The following is a 16271-nucleotide window of genomic DNA, read 5'->3' as shown; positions in this document are numbered from 1 at the left end:
CATGGGGGTGACACCGCAACGCTGGAACCCGCTGTACCTGGACCGACGAGGATCCCGCGATGACCGCGCGGATGGTGGATATCAACGTGAACGGCGTACTCATCGGCTCCCGGCTCGCCGTGCAGCGGTTCCGGCGACGGCTGGATCAGCTGGGGTCCGAATGCCATCTGGAAACTCTTCGACCTGTTCGTCGGAGCCATCCAGGCATTCATCTTCTCCCTGCTGACCGTCCTGTACTTCAGTCAGTCGATGTCGCTGGAGAACGAACACTAACCACCAGCGACTGCTTTGCTTGTCGCTCGAAACAACAACGGATCGGCGCCGCCGATCGAGCTCAGGTAACAGAACAGGAAGTGAAAAATGGCAGACGCAACAACGGCGGCCATCGTCCAGGGCGCCCTCATCGGCGGCGGCATCATTATGGGCGGCGGCGCCATCGGCGCGGGTATCGGTGACGGCCTTGCCGGCGCCGCGCTGATCAACGGCGTTGCCCGTCAGCCGGAAGCGGAGGGTCGCCTCCGCGGTAACTTCTTCCTGACCGTCGGTCTGGTCGAGGCGGCGTACTTCATCAATCTGGCCTTCATGGCGCTCTTCGTATTCGCTACTCCCGGTAAGTAACGCAGTATGACTCCGCGAACGGATGTTGTTGCCGAGGGGAATTTCCTCATTCCCAACGGCACATTCTTCGTCGAGCTTTTGATCTTCCTGATCGTGCTCGGGGTCATGTGGCTGTTCGTCGTTCCGCCGATACGCAAGGTATTGGCGGAACGCGAGGAAAGAGTCGCGGAGACCGCGGTCGACAACAAGCAAGCCAAAGCCTTGTTCGCCGACGCCGAAGCAAAGTATCAGGCGGCCGTCGCGCAGGCGCGCAGTGAAGCGGTCGGGATCAGAAATCAAGCACGGGCCGAGGGCCGAGTTATCCTCGAGCAGTTGCGAAGTGAGGCGCAGGAAGAGGCCGACAGGATCGTCGCGGAGTCCGCGACGGAACTGCGGGCCCAGGCGGACCAGGTGGCCGCGGAGCTGCGTGAGACTGTCGAACCGCTCGCCGAGACATTGGCCGATCGTGTGCTCGGCATCAAGGATCGGCACGCCCGTTCCAGCGCGGGCCACCAGTCAGAGCGAGCGTAGACAATGAACCTCACCACTAGCATCCTCGCCGCGGCATCCGAAGACTCCGGCATTTTCCACATCACCTTCGACTGGCCGATCTTCTTCAGCCAGCTGTTCGGTTTCGCCGTCATTGTCTTCATCTGGGTCAAATACATCGCACCGCCAATCGGGCGGCTGATGGCCAAGGCGCAGAACAATATTCAGAAGCAGCTCGACGACAACGATGCTGCGGCGAAGCGACTCGTCGAGGCCAAGCGGGCCTACGACAACGCCGTGTCGGACGCCCAGGCCGAACTGGAGCACATCCGCGAGGACGCGCGCATCGATGCCGAGCGCATCGTCGCCAAGATGCGCGAATTCGCCGATGCCGAGGTCGCCCGGGTCCGCAGCCAGGGCCGCGACCAGATCGCCCAGATGCGCACCCAGCTCATCCGCGATCTCAAGGCCGATCTCATCGACACGGTGCTGGACAGCACCGAGGAGAAGGTCCGCTACGAAATCGGCTCCACCCATGTGGCGGCCGACAGCATCGACAAATTCCTCGAAGACCTCGAGGCCATGGCCAACGCGGAACCGCCGGTTCGCCGCCGCGCCCAACCCTGGGCATTGTGAAACCAGATGGTCGCCGGACCGCGTGCCCTGGCATGCTGACCGCGTGACCACTGCGCAGATCACGGTCGATTTCGCGCCCGAGCTGCGGCTGTTCGTCGCCGCAGCACAGCGCGCGGGTCGCTCGGCCGTACGGATCGATGGCAGCTCGACGCTCGGGCACATCGTGGAGTCGCTCGGTGTGCCGCTCACCGAGGTGGGAGCGCTGCTGGTCGACGGTCGCCCGGTCGATTCAGCCCATTTGCCTGCCGACGGCGAGGCCGTCTCGGTGCGCGCCGTGGTCCGCCCCCAGCACATCGCCGAACCGCTGAGATTCCTGCTCGATATCCACCTCGGGACCCTCGCGCGACGGTTGCGCCTGCTGGGCATCGACGCCGCCTACGAGAAGCCGGATATCGGAGATGCGGCACTGGCCACGCGCTCGGCGCTCGAACACCGCATCCTGCTCTCCCGCGATCGCGGACTACTGCGGCGCCGCGAAATCTTCGCGGGTGCATACATTTACAGCCATCGCCCCACCGAACAGCTCGACGATGTGCTGTCGCGTTTCGCACCACCGCTTGCGCCATGGACCCGCTGCACGGCCTGCAACGGCTTTCTCCGCGTGACCGATAAACAGACCCTGCGCGGGCAACTCCCCGACGACACCGAACGCACCTACGAAGCCTTCGCGCAGTGCGTCGACTGCGGCCGAACCTATTGGAAGGGTGCACATCACGCGAGCCTCGACGCGATCGTGACGCATGCCGTGCGAAACTTCGGCACCTGAGACACCTCGGCCCAGCGGCGTTCGCCGCCAGCGGATCAGGCGCCGAATGCGCCCTCGAGGCGGCTGCGCGAGCCGGGGTGCACCAGCCGCGCAACGCTTACCAGCGTATGGGCGGACCAAGTGCGCCGCCGTATCTGTAGACAGGGTTCGGTGCGTCGGATCCGCAGTAGTTCGCAGTCCTCGCGACTGCCCTGCACCGCTTCGACCACATGCTCGCCGCGAACCAGTGGCGCGACCTCGCTGAGATAGCGGTTCGGGGTGATATCGGCGAAATTCTGGTCGAGGTAGCCGGGGGCCGCGGCCGGATTGACGTAGCGGTCCTCCAACTGGATCGGTACGTCATCGTCGAAATGCACCAGCTGCGAATGGAATACCGTATCCGCCGGCCAGTCGTCGAGCAGTGGATTGTCGGTATCAACGGATTCGCTGCGCAGGAAGATCACCTCGGTGCGATGCCGGTGGCCGCGCTGCTGGATCTCGTCGGCGATATTGCGCACCTCGAACAGCGGCGAGGCCACCTTCGCGGGTGCGACGAAGGTGCCGACGCCCATCATCCGAACGACCACACCCGCCGCGGCCAGTTCGCGCAGCGCGCGGTTGACCGTCATGCGCGAGATCCCGAGTGCGTCGACCAATTGATGCTCCGAGGGCAGCAGATCGCCTGCGGCCCAGCGCCCGGCGGCGATCTGCGTGCGGATGAGGTTCTTGATCCGCTCGTACGCCGGTGCCGAATCCGGTCCGGACGCCGCGAACAAGACCGCCAGGTCTGCATCGCCCACGGGGCGGTTCATCGCCACCACCTCTCGGTCTCTGATCGGCGGCCGCGTGGGTCCGCTGTGGTCACGCAAACCACCGCCGGGCCCGTCGCTCGGACCGCAGCGTCTGCGCGCCACCTTATCCGTTCCGGTTGACAGCCACTTGTATATACAGGACTATGCATCTGGGCAGCCTCTATGGCCCAGAGCACAGACCGAGCGCGCACACCGGGTCCTCCCCGCACCGCACTTGTCGCCGCTGCTCCCCTTCTCTTGATGGAAGGCGGATTCATGCCGCACAATGACGAATTCGACACCGGACTCCAGATCGAGCACCGCACCATCGAAGTGATTCCGGATGCCGAGCGCCACGGCACCCCGCTTAGTCAGTTCACCCTGTGGTTCGGGGCGAATATGCAGATCACCGCGATCGTCGACGGTGCACTCGCGGTGGTCTTCGGGGCCGACGCGCTCTGGGCGATCATCGGCCTGCTCCTGGGCAATATCCTCGGCGGCATCGTCATGGCCCTGCATTCCGCACAGGGCCCGCGACTCGGTCTGCCGCAAATGATCTCCAGCCGAGCCCAATTCGGTGTCCTCGGCGCCGTGCTGCCGCTGCTGCTGGTGATCGTGATGTATCTCGGCTTCGCCGCGACCGGCACGGTACTGGCCGGTCAGGCCGTGAACAAGATTCTGCACGTGGACAATTCGACGGTCGGCATCCTCGTCTTCGGTGCACTCACCGCGGTGGTCGCGGTGACCGGCTACCGGCTGATCCACATCATCGGCCGGATCGCCACCGTGGTCGGCATTATCGGCTTCACCTACCTGACCATTCGCCTGTTCGCCGAATACGACGTCAGCGCCTATGTCGGGGCCAAATCCTTCGACATCGCGACCTTCGTCCTCGCGATCTCCCTCGGCGCGGGTTGGCAGCTCACCTTCGGACCGTACGTCGCCGACTATTCGCGCTATCTGCCCCGCTCGACCAGTGCGCGGACCACCTTCTGGTCCACCTTTGCGGGCAGCGTACTCGGCTCGCAGTGGGCGATGACGCTCGGCGCGCTGGTGGCCGCGGTGGCCGGAAAGGCATTCCTCGGCAATCAAGTCGGGTTCATCGGCGATCTCGCCGGCCCGTCCGCGATCGCGCTGCTGATCTACCTGGTGATCGTGGTCGGCAAGCTGACGGTGAACTGTCTCAATGCCTATGGCGGGTTCATGTCCATCCTGACCTCGGTGACGGCGTTCAACGGTCGTTCGCACACCACACAGGCCGCGCGAACCGCCTATATCGTCGGCTTCACCGCGGTGTCGATGCTGATCGCGGTCGGGGCCAGCGCCGATTTCCTCAACAATTTCAAGAATTTCGTGCTGGTGCTGCTCATGGTGTTCACCCCATGGAGCGCGATCAATCTGATCGACTACTACCTGATCTCACGCGAGCGCATCGACATCCCGGCGCTCTACGATCCCGACGGCCGCTACGGACGCTGGAACGTCGCCGCACTGGCCTGCTACACACTGGGCATTCTGGCCCAGATCCCATTCCTCGCCCAGAAGCTCTACACCGGCCCGGTCACCGAAATGCTCGGCGGCGCCGATATTTCCTGGATCGTCGGCATCGCCTTCACCGCCGCCATCTACTACCCTCTCGCCCGGCGCACCAGCAATCCGCCCGACCGGATGATCTATCCCGCCGACACCATGGCAACCCGCGTGTCCTGAGCCCGGTCAGCCGAGCAACCCACGCAGTTCCGCCACGAATGCGTCGGGGCCGGGTTCGACCTCGGCCGGAATGCGATCAGGCTTCCAGCAGGACGCACCGCACCCAGCCGATGCCCCAGGAGCGGAGCACAAGCTCCCTTGGACAAGCAATCACCATGCGCTCGAGCAGGTAGACGCCGAGAGTGCGCATGCACCAGCGCATTCTCGGCTCATTGCTCAGCTGTTCGCACGAGGCTGAGCCAAGTAGGGAGGACTGATGTTTGCGGCGGAGAATAGACCGCCTGCCGCGACGTCAATGCCAGCGGGCGCTATGGGCGGCAGAGTTTGTGTGACTGCTCGTATGCGGTGATCGCGGTCTGTGTGCCGGACGGGCCGGTGTCCTGGTTGGGCTGATCGAGGGAAATGCTCTGCACGGCAGATGGAATCGCGGCTGGGCGTGTGGCGACGAGCAGGGATCTGCATAGCGGGCAGGGCGGGCTGCCAATCGGCGGTGACGATTCGGGACAGAGGTATTCGGCTGATTGCGGCTTGCTCAAACATAACTAGTTACCGACAAGTCGGGTGTAGACCTTGGTAGGACGGATCCGCACGTACCTACCGGGAGGGGTTTTGCGCAACGAGTTGGGCCGGGGTCTCCGTGAGCTCGCGAGTAAGAAGGGCGACATTTCTGAATGGCGGCCAATTCATTTCGATCTCGCCCTGGAGCGGGACCGGTCGGCATTATCCGCGCTCTTGGCCGCCATGACCGTGCAACGAGTACATGACACGGTTCGCGAACAGTTGCGTCAGCTCATCTCCGCGCGAGACCCCGCCTGTTCGCGTGCCGAAGTGGACCGGCGCGCACATCGGCATCTGAACGGCAAGGAACCCACGGAGTACGGCGGGTGGGTGTGGTATCCGTGGTCGGGCGATCTCGTCCATGTGTTGCCCGAGACGGAGTTTCGGGAGGTGCGCACGGATCGCAACCGCTACTGCATCACTCCGGCGGAACAGCAGCGGCTCGCACGCATGCGGATCGGTGTGGTCGGGCTTTCGGTCGGCAACGCCGCGGTGCTCACCCTGGCACAGGAGGGGATCGGCGGTTCGTTCAAGATCGCGGACTTCGACCGTCTCAGCCTGTCGAATCTGAACCGCATCCGCGCCCGCGTGGCCGACCTCGGCATAGCGAAGACCGTCATCGCCGCCCGGCAGCTCTTCGAGATAGATCCGTATCTGCGAATAGAACTGTGTCCGAGGGGAATTCGGCCGGAGGCCATCGACGACTTCCTGCTCGGCGGCGGTGGTCTCGATCTGCTGGTCGAGCAATGCGATGATCTGCCGACCAAGGTGCTGCTCCGGGAGCGGGCGCGCATCCACGGCATTCCGGTGATCATGCAGACCGGCGATCGCGGCCTGCTCGATATCGAACGCTTCGATGTCGAAGCGGATCGGCCCATCTTCCACGGTCTGCTCGGTTCGGTACGGGCCGAAGAGCTTCGCGATCTCAGCGCAGCGGACAAGGTCCCGTTCGTCCTCGAAATCCTCGACGCGGACCGGCTCAGCACCCGCGCGGCGGCGTCGCTGCCCGAGGTCGGGCAGACGATCGGCAGTTGGCCGCAGCTCGCCTCGGGGGTGGCACTCGGCGGCGCAATAGTCGCAGATGCGGCGCGGCGACTGCTGCTCGGCGAGCCGGTCGGATCGGGACGCTACTACGTCGATCCGGCCGAACTGATCGATGCGAGGCACCGAACCCATCACGAACCGGTCTCCGCCACACCACTATTCGCGATCGCCGACGAGGCGCAGGCGGCCCCGCCGCTGCCACCGGAACCGGCCGAGCGCGGCACTGTGTCCGACGAGACGGCGCGTTGGATCGCGGCCATGGGCGCGCTGGCGCCCTCCGCACACAATGCCCAGCCGTGGGCGCTGACCTGGCATCGCGACGACGCCATCCTCGAATGCCGCCACGACCCGACCCGCGACCTGCCGAGCCTCGACTTCGCACACGGCGCAACCTGGGTCGCCTTCGGCGCGCTATTCGAGAATATCGACTTGGCGGCCGGACATCTCGGTCTGCGCACGCGGATCCGAACCTGGCCGCGGCCGAATGACACCCACCTCGTCGGCACGGTCGAACTGTCCGCCGCACCGGAATTCGAGGCCTCGCCGCTCGTCGCGCAGATCACGGCGCGGATCACCAATCGGCGTCGCGATACCCGACGCCCGCTCGGTGCGGGGGTGGCGCAATCGCTGGCCGCGGTCTGTACCGAATCCGGCGGTCACTTGCAACTGCGCTGCGAGCGAACGGAATTGGCCGAAATCGGCGCGCTGATCGGGGCGGGCGACCGGATCGGCCTGCTGAACCGGGCCATGCATCGCGACGCGATGGGCGGCTACCGATGGACGCCCGAGGAGGTACGGGCCAAACCCTATGGGCTCGATATCGCCACCGTAGAACTCACCGCGGCCGAACGCGCGGCACTGCGGCTGCTGAGTCAGTGGCGCGTGGCGCAGTGCCTCGCCGACATCGGTGGCGGACGGGCACTGGAAGACCTTTCCCGCGGCACGGTGGCGAGCGCCGCCGCGGTGGGGCTGCTGACGGTGCCCGGTGTGTCACGCGAAAGCTATCTGCGTGGCGGTCGCGCCATGCAGCGGATGTGGCTCACCGCGACGGCGGAAGGCATTGCGCTGCAACCGATGACGGCGCTGCCCTACCTTTTCGCCCGACTCGAGCGCGGCGGGGGCAACGGTCTGTCCAGGCACGAACAGGCCGAACTCCGGGAGCTGCGCGACCGCTATCGACGGCTGTTCGAAACCGGGCCGGATCATGCCGAGGTGCTGCTGTTCCGGCTCGCCTACGCGGGACCGCCGACGGCGCGCTCAGTGCGTCGTCCGCTGTGTCAGGTACTCGAATTCGTCTAGGCGTGGTACGTCGGGTGGTAGTGCTCCCATGCGGCAGCGAGCGCTTTGCGCACATCCGCCGGAAGGTGTTCGCGGATTTCGGGGCACAGGTGAACGCTGGCCCCACAGTCATCGCACCAGACCCGGACCGTCCGCGCATCCTTGGCGACCGCCGCGGCAATCCAGTCGACCCGCATATTCTCGTGGTCCAGTGTGGCGACCCATCTGTCGCCGTACCCATCGACATCTTGGTGAATGGCGTTGACCACCGTCACCTTGAACATGGGCGCGGGCTGCGTCCTCTTCTTCGTCATTGCGGTATACCTCCGGCCCGGCCGAGCAATATGTTCGTGCGACATCGAAGTAACCTCCCGTGGAGCGGGTGTAGCAATCTTCGGGTAACCGGATTGCTTCGCGGCGCAGGAGCTAAAGGTAACTCCGCTTGACGTGCCCGGCAAGGATCGATTTCGGGCTGAAAGCGAAGGGAATCCGCTGGTAAAGAGAACGCAAAGCCTTTGCCCTATTGGCGGTATAGCGCGGCGGCCGCCCCTGCCGCTGCGGTGAACACCTGCCCGACCTGTGGCCACAGCAACCGATCCACACACGAGTACTCCGGGAAGAATCCGGCGCGGTCCGCCGCGCGCAGGCCGATCTCCATGACCAGCGCCGCCACCCCCAGCGAGCGGTAGGCCCGGTCGATGCTGGTTCCCGAGGTCGGGTAGCCGACGGTGCCCAGGGAGGTGCCCGAGGTGGCCGGTGCGATCTTCGCGGCCAGATTGCACAGTCGGACACCGTCCTCGGGTGCGGTCTGCGCTCCCGCGATCACGAAGTTTCCGAAGAAGTACCCGTCCGGATCGGCAACCTGCACGATCGAGATCTCGGTGCTGTCGAGCACCGAGGTCGCCTCGGGGTCGATACCGTAGCCGTCGGCGAGGTAGTCGACCCAGCGCCACATCAGCTCGGCGGTCGCGATCTCGCGGCGTAAATCTGGGCGAACAGCAATAGCTTCGGCTTGTTCCGCAAACCCGGCCTCCCGCACCGGGTTCCGGCGCTGGTCATGGACAAGGAGTTGGGCAAGAAGGGGATTCGGGGTCGCGACGTCGCAGCGGTGGCAACCGGATCGAGCGCTCGGCCGATCGCTCGCTGAGCGCCGACCACCCGCCGCGGCGCAGGTGGATCCAGGCGCCGATCAGCACCGCGAGGAAGGCGATGACGTAACCGTTGATCAGCACCTTGGTGATCGGCCACCACGGAGGCAGCAGGAACACCCCGATCGACACCCAGGTTCTGCTCCAGTGATAGGTCCACGCGGCGGTCGCGGCGAACAGCACCGCCGCCGCGACCCACCAGCGCCAATTGTCCCGAGCCTTGTGCACCAGATAGACCAGCAGCGGCACGAACCACACCCAATGGTGTCCCCAGGAGAACGGCGATACCGCACAGGCGGTCAGCCCGGCCAGTGTGATCGACAGCAGCCGCTCACCGCGCTGATACAGCGCCGTGGTGACGACCAGGCTGGCGATCGCGATCGACCCCGCGACGAGCAGCCACAGCCACACCGGCGCCGGCCGATCCAGCAGATGCGCGATGACACCGCGAATGGATTGGTTGGCCGGGTGGGTATCCACCGCGATCCGATTGGACTGGAAGAACGTCGAGGTCCAGTACTCCCGCGAATCGGCGGGCAGGATGACCCAGGCGAAGGCGATGGAGGCGAGGAAGGTGAGGCATGCGGTGATCGCCGAACGCCATTGGCGCAGAGCCACGAAGTACGCCACGAAGTAGATCGGGGTGAGTTTGATCCCCGCCGCGAGTCCGACGCCGATGCCGCGCACCTTCCCGTAGTCGTCGCGCAGCGCGTCCAACAGGATCAGCAGCATCAACACCAGGTTGATCTGCCCGAAGTAGAGCGTTTGGCGGACGGGTTCGATGAACACGCAGGTGGCCGCCAGCAGGACACTGATCACGACCAGCCGAGTGGTGATCCGGTACCCGAGCAGCCGCCAGCTGAGCAGCACACAGCCGATGAGCACGCCCAGGTTCAACACCAGCCAGGTGTTCGTGACGTACCCCCACGGGACCAAATAGATCGGCACGAACGCGATGGTGGAGAACGGCGTGTAGGTGTACAGCAGCCCGCGCATGGTCGGCTCGGTGTACAGCGGGATATCGTGCACGATCCGGAACGCACCGTCCCGATAGATGTGCACGTCCAGCCCGCCGACCAAGAACCCGCCCTTGTCCAGGAAGGGATCGATGGTGGTGAACAGCAGGATCGCCGACAGCAGGGCGCTCCCGGCGAGGATGTATATCGCTGGGCCCGTGCGCGGAAACTCCAGCTTCCGGGTGTCTCGCACCGCTGCGCTATGAAAGCGACAGCGCCGACGCGGAACTAATGGTTCTGGATCCTGCTGAGTGGTAAGACCTCATCACTGGACCGATCCATCCCTTCGTTCCCACACCTGATGCACGCAGCGGTCGCCAGTTATTAACGTACCTAATGACCCGAGCCTGCATCATGCCCCGAAGTCTCCCGGGCTGGCAAGCGCCGAGGTCATCGTTGTCTGCTCGCCCTGGCCCGCCTGCGCTCCGCCTGTAGTTCGGCAAGTTCTTGTTCGAGCATCTCGGCGATGCGGAACTGTCCGGTGTCGTGGATATCGGGTGTGCGAACGACCTGAAGGTGCGGATCCGGATCGGCGGGCGCGTTACCCTTGCCCCGGGTGTTCTCGGTCGACCTGCTGTCCTTGCGCCCCTCGAGCGAGCTGGTCTTGCGCGATACCGCCGAGGACGAACTGTTCCTGCGCAACGCCGACACCACCGATGGCTTGCCCTCCGAGACGGGAGCGGACTCGGCGGCGGCCGGTGCCGCCTTGCGGGCGGCGGCCTTGGCAGGTTGCGGGCTCGCCGGTCGGCTCTCGACCTTGGGCACGGGCGCAGTCTCGGCCACGGCGCCCGATTGGTCGGATGGCGGAGCGAAGGGGTTGTTCTTCGAGACCACCGGCGCGACCGGTTCCTTGGCGACCGCGGGGCGGCTGTCGGGCTTGGCGGGCGTCGCCCGCTGCTCCGGTGCCGTCGGCGCCGAATTGCCCGGCGCACTGCCGTTCTCGGCCCCGGCGCGGCCATTGCCGTTGCTCGCCGCTCGGCGCGTATCGGGATCGACCTCGGCCACGGTGGCCGGATCACCCTGTGCGGCAGCGTCTTCCCCTTCAGCCGTTTCGGCCGGCTCCTCGACCTCGGCCTCTTCGGCCTCCACGATCGCTTCGACTTCCAGCTCCGCGTCCTGGTTCGCGGTGGCTGCTCGGGACACCTGGACCGACTCCGCGGACCCCTTACCCGATTCCGACGCCACCAGGGCCGCGAGCGCATTCGCGCGGTAGGTGGTGATCGTCGGGAGCTTTTCCCGGATCTGCTCGGCCGGATCGGGTAACTCGCGAACCTGCTCGGTGGCCCGGTAGATGGCCAGGCCGTAGCGGGCGCTCGCCGCATCGTGGATGAGTAGGGCGACACCGATCATGACCGGCGCGACCGCGTGCACACCGGTCTCATACCATTCCCCGTCGCGCAGGTACGGGTAGGTGTTGAGGGTGACCGTCAGTGTCAGCAGGGCGATTTCGGCCGCGGCGACCTGTCGGCGGTTATCGATGACACCCCATTCGGCGACCTTATTGGTGCCGATCATGATGATGATCAGGCAGACACTGATCATCGCCTCGATGAGATAGCTGAACCAGTACAGCGGATCGCCCGGCCCGCCCGGCGCGATATTGTGCTGCACATTGACCGCGGACCACAGCATGCCCGCCGCCACCACACCCGCCAGCGCGCGCAGTGACCATCCTCGATGCCGGTACAGCGACGCCAGCTTGGCATGCGGGCTCGACTCTCGCCGCTGTGCCGCAATTGCCTTGCGGGCTACCAGTAGATCTCTGATATCGGCCTTCTCGATCGCTTCGGTGGTATGCCTTGCGCGGTCGGCCGCGGAGGCCGCGGCCTGAACCTGTTTCCATCGCTGCGCGCGATCCTCGCCGCGAATCTTTTCCGCAAGCTCACGTTCGGCGACCAGCTCGTCCTCGGAGAGCGCCTCGGTCAGCGCCGGATCGAACTGATAGGCCAATCGCCCTCGGGCCCGCTCGACCCTCCTCGCGAGCTGCCCGACCTCGTCCTCGATGGGATGATGCTCGATGGTCAAATCGACTCCCCGCGGGAGAGATTCAACGGCGGACAAATGATCACGCGTGGGAACGGCACCAGACATTCATAGTCGATGTACCGTTGCCAGCGAAACTGTCAATTTGCCGTCGCTGGGTTGAGTCGCGGCGCGCCGCGCGCGACACACGCATAGCAGGTTTCGATTCAACGACGATTTAGTACTCGCGGACGCCGCCCCGCGACGCGATGACCACGCGGTTGAGCGGCCTCGGCGCACTGCGAACCGAATGTTTGCCGCCAGCAAACAGCCCGACCAGTCGGTTCATTCAAGGGGTGTCGACATGGTCGGGCGTGTCGCCGCCAACCGGTCGATAGGTCAGACGAATTCGGATCTCCGCCTCGGGCAGGCCACGAACGAATGCGGCGAGATCCGTTGACATGCGGCCATCATCCCGCTGCTGCGTGGCCGCGAAAGTTTGCGATCAGGCCGCGGCCGACAGCGCCTCGCGCCAGTACCAAGTGTCGGTGTACTGATGCAGGGCGAGCAGCTTGCCGTCGGCAATATGCCAGATGTGGGCGAATTCGGCGGTGACATGCTTGCCGGTGGCGCGGGCCGTGCCGCGATAGTGGCCGGTGACGATGACGGTGTCGTACTGACCGTCGAACCACTCCTCGGCGAACGGGGCGATCGCGAAGTCACGGAATACCGGCCCCCAGATGCCCGCGAGTGCCGCTTCCGGGCCATGCGCCTGGGTGACCTTGACGCTGGGCATCCCCGGGGCCACCCAGCCTTCGAAGCGCGGATGCAGCGCCGCCAGAATCGCGGCCGCATCACCGGATTGCGTTGCTTTGTAGAACTTGTCGACTACATCTCGATTGCTCATGAGCCCATATTAGAAGGATCATTCTAAATCAACCAGAGGGCAAGGCCGGTGATCCGTAGCACAGCAGTGGCTCGCCGACCCGCGCACAGGGCGAGGCTGGATGGCTACGCTCGGTTGGATGATCCTTCGCCATGTGACCGTGGATTGCGCCGATCCGTATGCACTTGCGACGTTCTGGAGTGCTGTCACCGGATGGCCGATAGCCGAGGAGGACGGGCCGGGCACCGACGAGGCCCTGGTCGAATCACCGTCCGGAGTTCCCGGCCTGTTGTTCATCCGAGTACCCGAGGACAAGACGGTGAAGAACCGGATCCACTTCGACTGGATGCCCACCGAACGCAGCCGTGACGAAGAGCTGCACCGGATCCTCGACCTGGGCGCAACGCTCTACGAGGACCATCGCAGCGCCGATGGGCTCGGGTGGGTCACGCTGCTGGATCCGGAAGGCAATGAGTTCTGCGTCGAGCGGAGTGCGGCCGAGCGAGCGGGCTGACTCAGCGCCGAACTCCCGAATCCGTTGGCGCGGTGCGGATTCGGGATCGCAAGGCGAGGACGCCGACGGCGGAGCCGATCATGGCGAGGCCGACGACCCACAGTCCGGCGCGCTGGGTGCCGGTCAGATCCTTCAACGCGCCGGTCACGTACGGTGCGACGAACCCGCTGACATTGCCGATCGAATTGATCAGGGCGATACCGCCAGCCGCGGCGGCACCGGAGAGGAATGTGCTCGGCAGCGCCCAGAAGGTGGGCAGCGCGGCGAGGACACCGACCGCGCATACGGTGACTGCGACCATTGCGGCGAAGGGATTGCCCAGATACAGCGCCGCGGGAATCGCGAGCCCGCCGACAAGCGCGGGCAGCGCCACATGCCAGGCCCGCTCGCCCGTCCGGTCACCGTGCCTGCTCCACACCACCATGACAACGGCGCCGATCACATATGGGACCGCATTGATGAGCCCGCGTTGCACCACCGAATAGTGGGTGCCGTACTGCTGTTGGAATCCGGTGATGATGGTGGGCAGGAAGAACCCGAGCGCGTACAGGCCGTACACGATGCCGCCATAGATGAGGGCAAGGCCGAGCACACGCGGATGGGTGAGCGCCTTGCGCACCGTCCAGTGTTCGATGCGTGCCGCCTGCTCGGCGTCGAGTTCGGCGGTCAGCCAGTCCCTTTCCGCCGGTGTCAGCCACTTTGCCTGTGCGGGTCGGTCGGTGAGGAAGAACCAGGTGACGACCGCGAGCACGATCGCGGGCAGTCCCTCGACCAGGAACATGAAACGCCAACCGCTGAGTCCGAGGACACCGTCGCCGTACTGGATGATCAGACTCGATACCGTCGAACCCACTGCGGTCGAAATCGGCACCGCCGTCATGAACAAGGCGACGATTCTGGCGCGCTGGGTCTGCGGAAACCAATAGGTGAGATACAGCAGGATGCCGGGGAAGAATCCGGCCTCGACCACACCCAGCGTGAATCGCAGGATGTAGAGCCAGGTCTCATTGGGCACGAACGCCATGGCGGTGGCGACCGCACCCCAGCTCACCATGATCCTGGCGATCCAGCGCCGCGCCCCGAACCGGTGCAGTGCCAGATTGCTCGGCACTTCCAATACGAGATAGCCGATGAAGAAGATGCCGGAGGCGAATCCGAACGCCGTTTCGGTCAGTCCCAGATCCGATTTCATCCCGCTGGGTCCGGCGAATCCGATATTGACCCGATCCAGGTAGTTGATGAAATACAACAGCCCGAGATACGGCACCAAACGAATCGTGACCTTGCGCAACGTCGCGCGGGACACCTCGGTCGTTCCACCCATCCGCGCACTCTCGACCCGGATCCGGTTCGGAGTCAAATCCCCACGCCCGGCGATACCGCTCGAATGTTCGATAACGGAAGCCGACCTGTCATGTGCGCGGACCCGAGCGTTCAACCGGCAACCGTACCGTCGGGGACAGAGGCGAACGGAGATCACCATGCTCGATCCGCGACTTCGGACCCTGTGGCTGGCGAATGTGGCAGCGGGCGCCGCGGCGGTCACCGTGCGAACTCCGCTCTACGCGCACCCGAGAGGCGCCGATTCCGTTCGGGTGCGTCGGGATTCGATGGTGGCCACCGACCTCGAGGTGGTCACGGTGACCGATCGCTCGGCGATCCTGACCTGGACCACGCGTGCCCGCGACCGCTACGGGCGGACCCGCCCGGTACCCGCCGATACCGAGGTCAGGATCGCACCGGTCGACGGCCGGTTGTCGGCGCAGCCGCACTACCTGGACTCCCGGCCGACCGCCTACCACTACGCGGAACTCGACGGACTCGAGCCCGGCCGCACCTACCGGTTCGCGGCCTATTCGGACGGGCGCCGCGCCGTCCCCGCCCGCACCCTGGTGACCCGCCGCGCCGGAACACCCGAATCCACCGGCACATTCACCACCGCTACCCCGCCGCCGGGACGGCTGCTGCACACCATCGCACTCGCCAACGATGTGCACTACGGGGAACACAGCAGCGGCCTGGTCGTGGCCGGACTGCCCACCGGTCTGAGCCACGATACCGAGCATTATCCGGACTTCATGCTGACGGCATTGCTCGATGATCTGCGCCGACCCGACCGCGCGGCCGATCAGCTGATCGTCGCTGGTGATCTCACCGATACCGGCACCCTCGAACAGTGCCTCGGCGTGCGCAAGCGGCTCGACAGGTGGGGTGTCCTCGGCCGCGATTACTTCGTCTGCCGCGGTAACCACGATAAGCCGGATGAGCACCGAATCGACCACTGGGGCAAGATATTTCATGCCCGCCAACGCCTGGTCGAGCATCGTGTCGGCGAACTGCGCATGATCGGCCTCGACACCACCCGGCTGCGCGGATCCGGCGGCACCATCGTGGCACCGCAATTGGCGCATCTGCGTGAGGTGCTCGCGGCCGACCCCGACCGGCCCACCCTGGTCTTCGGCCACCATCCGGTGACTTCCCATGCGGCGGTGAGCAATCCGGGTGGCCCCGGATTCGTCCTCGACCGCACGAATGCCGCCGCCCTACACACCCTCTATCGCGACACTCCTGGCGTATTCCTGCACCACTGCGGGCACACCCACCGCAATCGCCGCAACCGTCCCGACTCCGGTGTCGATGTCGAATTCCTGGAAGTCGCGGCCACCAAGGAATATCCGGGCGGCTACAGTCTGCTGCGCCTCTACGAGGGTGGGTACACGGTCAACTTCTACAAGACCCGCACCGAATCCGCCCGCCGCTGGAGCACCCGCACCCGCCGCCAATACCTCGGCCTGCACCCCGATCACGCACTCGGCAGCTGCGCCGACCGCAATCACGCCGTACTCCGCGACTTCTCCGGTCTGCGGGCTGGCCGGTAGTTACGAGCGGCGTGGCTT

General features: G+C 65.3%; 15 protein-coding genes and 1 pseudogene. 9 read left to right on the top strand and 7 right to left on the bottom strand.

The genetic code is table 11. From position 1 onward, the window contains the following. Positions 1-141: 141 nt before the first annotated feature. The 5 genes and pseudogenes from ABZW16_RS26245 to ABZW16_RS26225 form a co-directional block, all read left to right on the top strand. Positions 142-273: pseudogene (locus tag ABZW16_RS26245) on the top strand (F0F1 ATP synthase subunit A); the annotation flags it as partial. An 87-nt stretch (positions 274-360) separates the two neighbouring features. Continuing rightward, entirely contained in the window at positions 361-618 is a 258-nt protein-coding gene (locus ABZW16_RS26240) for a F0F1 ATP synthase subunit C (RefSeq protein WP_040687366.1), read from the top strand. Positions 619-624: 6 nt separating this feature from the next. Then, positions 625-1128 (top strand): F0F1 ATP synthase subunit B, encoded by a 504-nt coding sequence (locus ABZW16_RS26235; RefSeq protein ID WP_354958701.1) that lies wholly within the window; start codon positions 625-627, stop codon positions 1126-1128. A 3-nt stretch (positions 1129-1131) separates the two neighbouring features. Continuing rightward, a complete protein-coding gene (locus tag ABZW16_RS26230; protein WP_354958700.1) occupies positions 1132-1722 on the top strand; it encodes a hypothetical protein in 591 nt (196 codons plus the stop codon). A gap of 43 nt (positions 1723-1765) precedes the next feature. Further along, on the top strand, positions 1766-2488 hold the full coding sequence (locus ABZW16_RS26225) for a Mut7-C RNAse domain-containing protein (protein ID WP_354958699.1): 723 nt from the start codon (positions 1766-1768) through the stop codon (positions 2486-2488). A 35-nt stretch (positions 2489-2523) separates the two neighbouring features. Here the strand turns inward: ABZW16_RS26225 and hutC are convergent, their stop codons facing one another. After that, complete coding sequence (hutC, locus tag ABZW16_RS26220) at positions 2524-3279, bottom strand: histidine utilization repressor (RefSeq protein WP_354958698.1); 756 nt, start codon at positions 3277-3279, stop codon at positions 2524-2526. Between the two features lie 255 nt (positions 3280-3534). Here hutC and ABZW16_RS26215 point away from each other — a divergent pair, with 255 nt between their 5' ends. Then, positions 3535-4968: a cytosine permease gene (locus ABZW16_RS26215; RefSeq protein ID WP_354958697.1), complete on the top strand. Its 1434-nt coding sequence runs from the start codon at positions 3535-3537 to the stop codon at positions 4966-4968. A gap of 609 nt (positions 4969-5577) precedes the next feature. Beyond that, positions 5578-7869 carry an Rv1355c family protein gene (locus ABZW16_RS26210; RefSeq protein WP_354958696.1) on the top strand — a complete coding sequence of 764 codons (2292 nt, stop codon included), beginning with the start codon at positions 5578-5580 and terminating at the stop codon, positions 7867-7869. Here ABZW16_RS26210 and ABZW16_RS26205 read toward each other — a convergent pair. The 5 genes from ABZW16_RS26205 to ABZW16_RS26185 all read right to left on the bottom strand — a co-directional run bounded on the left by ABZW16_RS26205 (position 7866) and on the right by ABZW16_RS26185 (position 12881). Then, positions 7866-8162 carry a hypothetical protein gene (locus ABZW16_RS26205; RefSeq protein WP_354958695.1) on the bottom strand — a complete coding sequence of 99 codons (297 nt, stop codon included), beginning with the start codon at positions 8160-8162 and terminating at the stop codon, positions 7866-7868. The two genes, ABZW16_RS26210 and ABZW16_RS26205, sit on opposite strands and share 4 nt — an antisense overlap. Positions 8163-8368: 206 nt before the next feature. Then, a complete protein-coding gene (locus tag ABZW16_RS26200; protein ID WP_354958694.1) occupies positions 8369-8887 on the bottom strand; it encodes a M14 family zinc carboxypeptidase in 519 nt (172 codons plus the stop codon). A 16-nt stretch (positions 8888-8903) separates the two neighbouring features. Then, positions 8904-10205: a glycosyltransferase 87 family protein gene (locus ABZW16_RS26195; protein ID WP_354958693.1), complete on the bottom strand. Its 1302-nt coding sequence runs from the start codon at positions 10203-10205 to the stop codon at positions 8904-8906. A 197-nt stretch (positions 10206-10402) separates the two neighbouring features. Then, positions 10403-12037: a hypothetical protein gene (locus ABZW16_RS26190; RefSeq protein ID WP_354958692.1), complete on the bottom strand. Its 1635-nt coding sequence runs from the start codon at positions 12035-12037 to the stop codon at positions 10403-10405. Between the two features lie 442 nt (positions 12038-12479). Next, positions 12480-12881, bottom strand: a complete 402-nt coding sequence (locus ABZW16_RS26185; protein ID WP_354958691.1) for a nuclear transport factor 2 family protein — start codon at positions 12879-12881, stop codon at positions 12480-12482. A gap of 118 nt (positions 12882-12999) precedes the next feature. Between ABZW16_RS26185 and ABZW16_RS26180 the strand changes: the two genes are divergently transcribed. After that, positions 13000-13374, top strand: coding sequence for a VOC family protein (locus ABZW16_RS26180; RefSeq protein WP_354958690.1), 375 nt, complete (start codon positions 13000-13002; stop codon positions 13372-13374). 1 nt (position 13375) lies between these two features. On the opposite strand, the gene ABZW16_RS26175 is transcribed toward ABZW16_RS26180, so the two are convergent. After that, complete coding sequence (locus ABZW16_RS26175; RefSeq protein ID WP_354958689.1) at positions 13376-14698, bottom strand: MFS transporter; 1323 nt, start codon at positions 14696-14698, stop codon at positions 13376-13378. A 157-nt stretch (positions 14699-14855) separates the two neighbouring features. Here ABZW16_RS26175 and ABZW16_RS26170 point away from each other — a divergent pair, with 157 nt between their 5' ends. Then, positions 14856-16253: a metallophosphoesterase gene (locus ABZW16_RS26170; protein WP_354958688.1), complete on the top strand. Its 1398-nt coding sequence runs from the start codon at positions 14856-14858 to the stop codon at positions 16251-16253. The last annotated feature ends 18 nt before the right edge of the window (positions 16254-16271 follow it).

It is taken from the genome of Nocardia sp. NPDC004604 (assembly GCF_040609795.1).
In the GTDB taxonomy this organism is placed as follows: Bacteria; Actinomycetota; Actinomycetes; order Mycobacteriales; family Mycobacteriaceae; genus Nocardia.
Note: the sequence above shows the minus strand (reverse complement) of the source record. Positions and strands in the feature narration are given on the sequence as shown.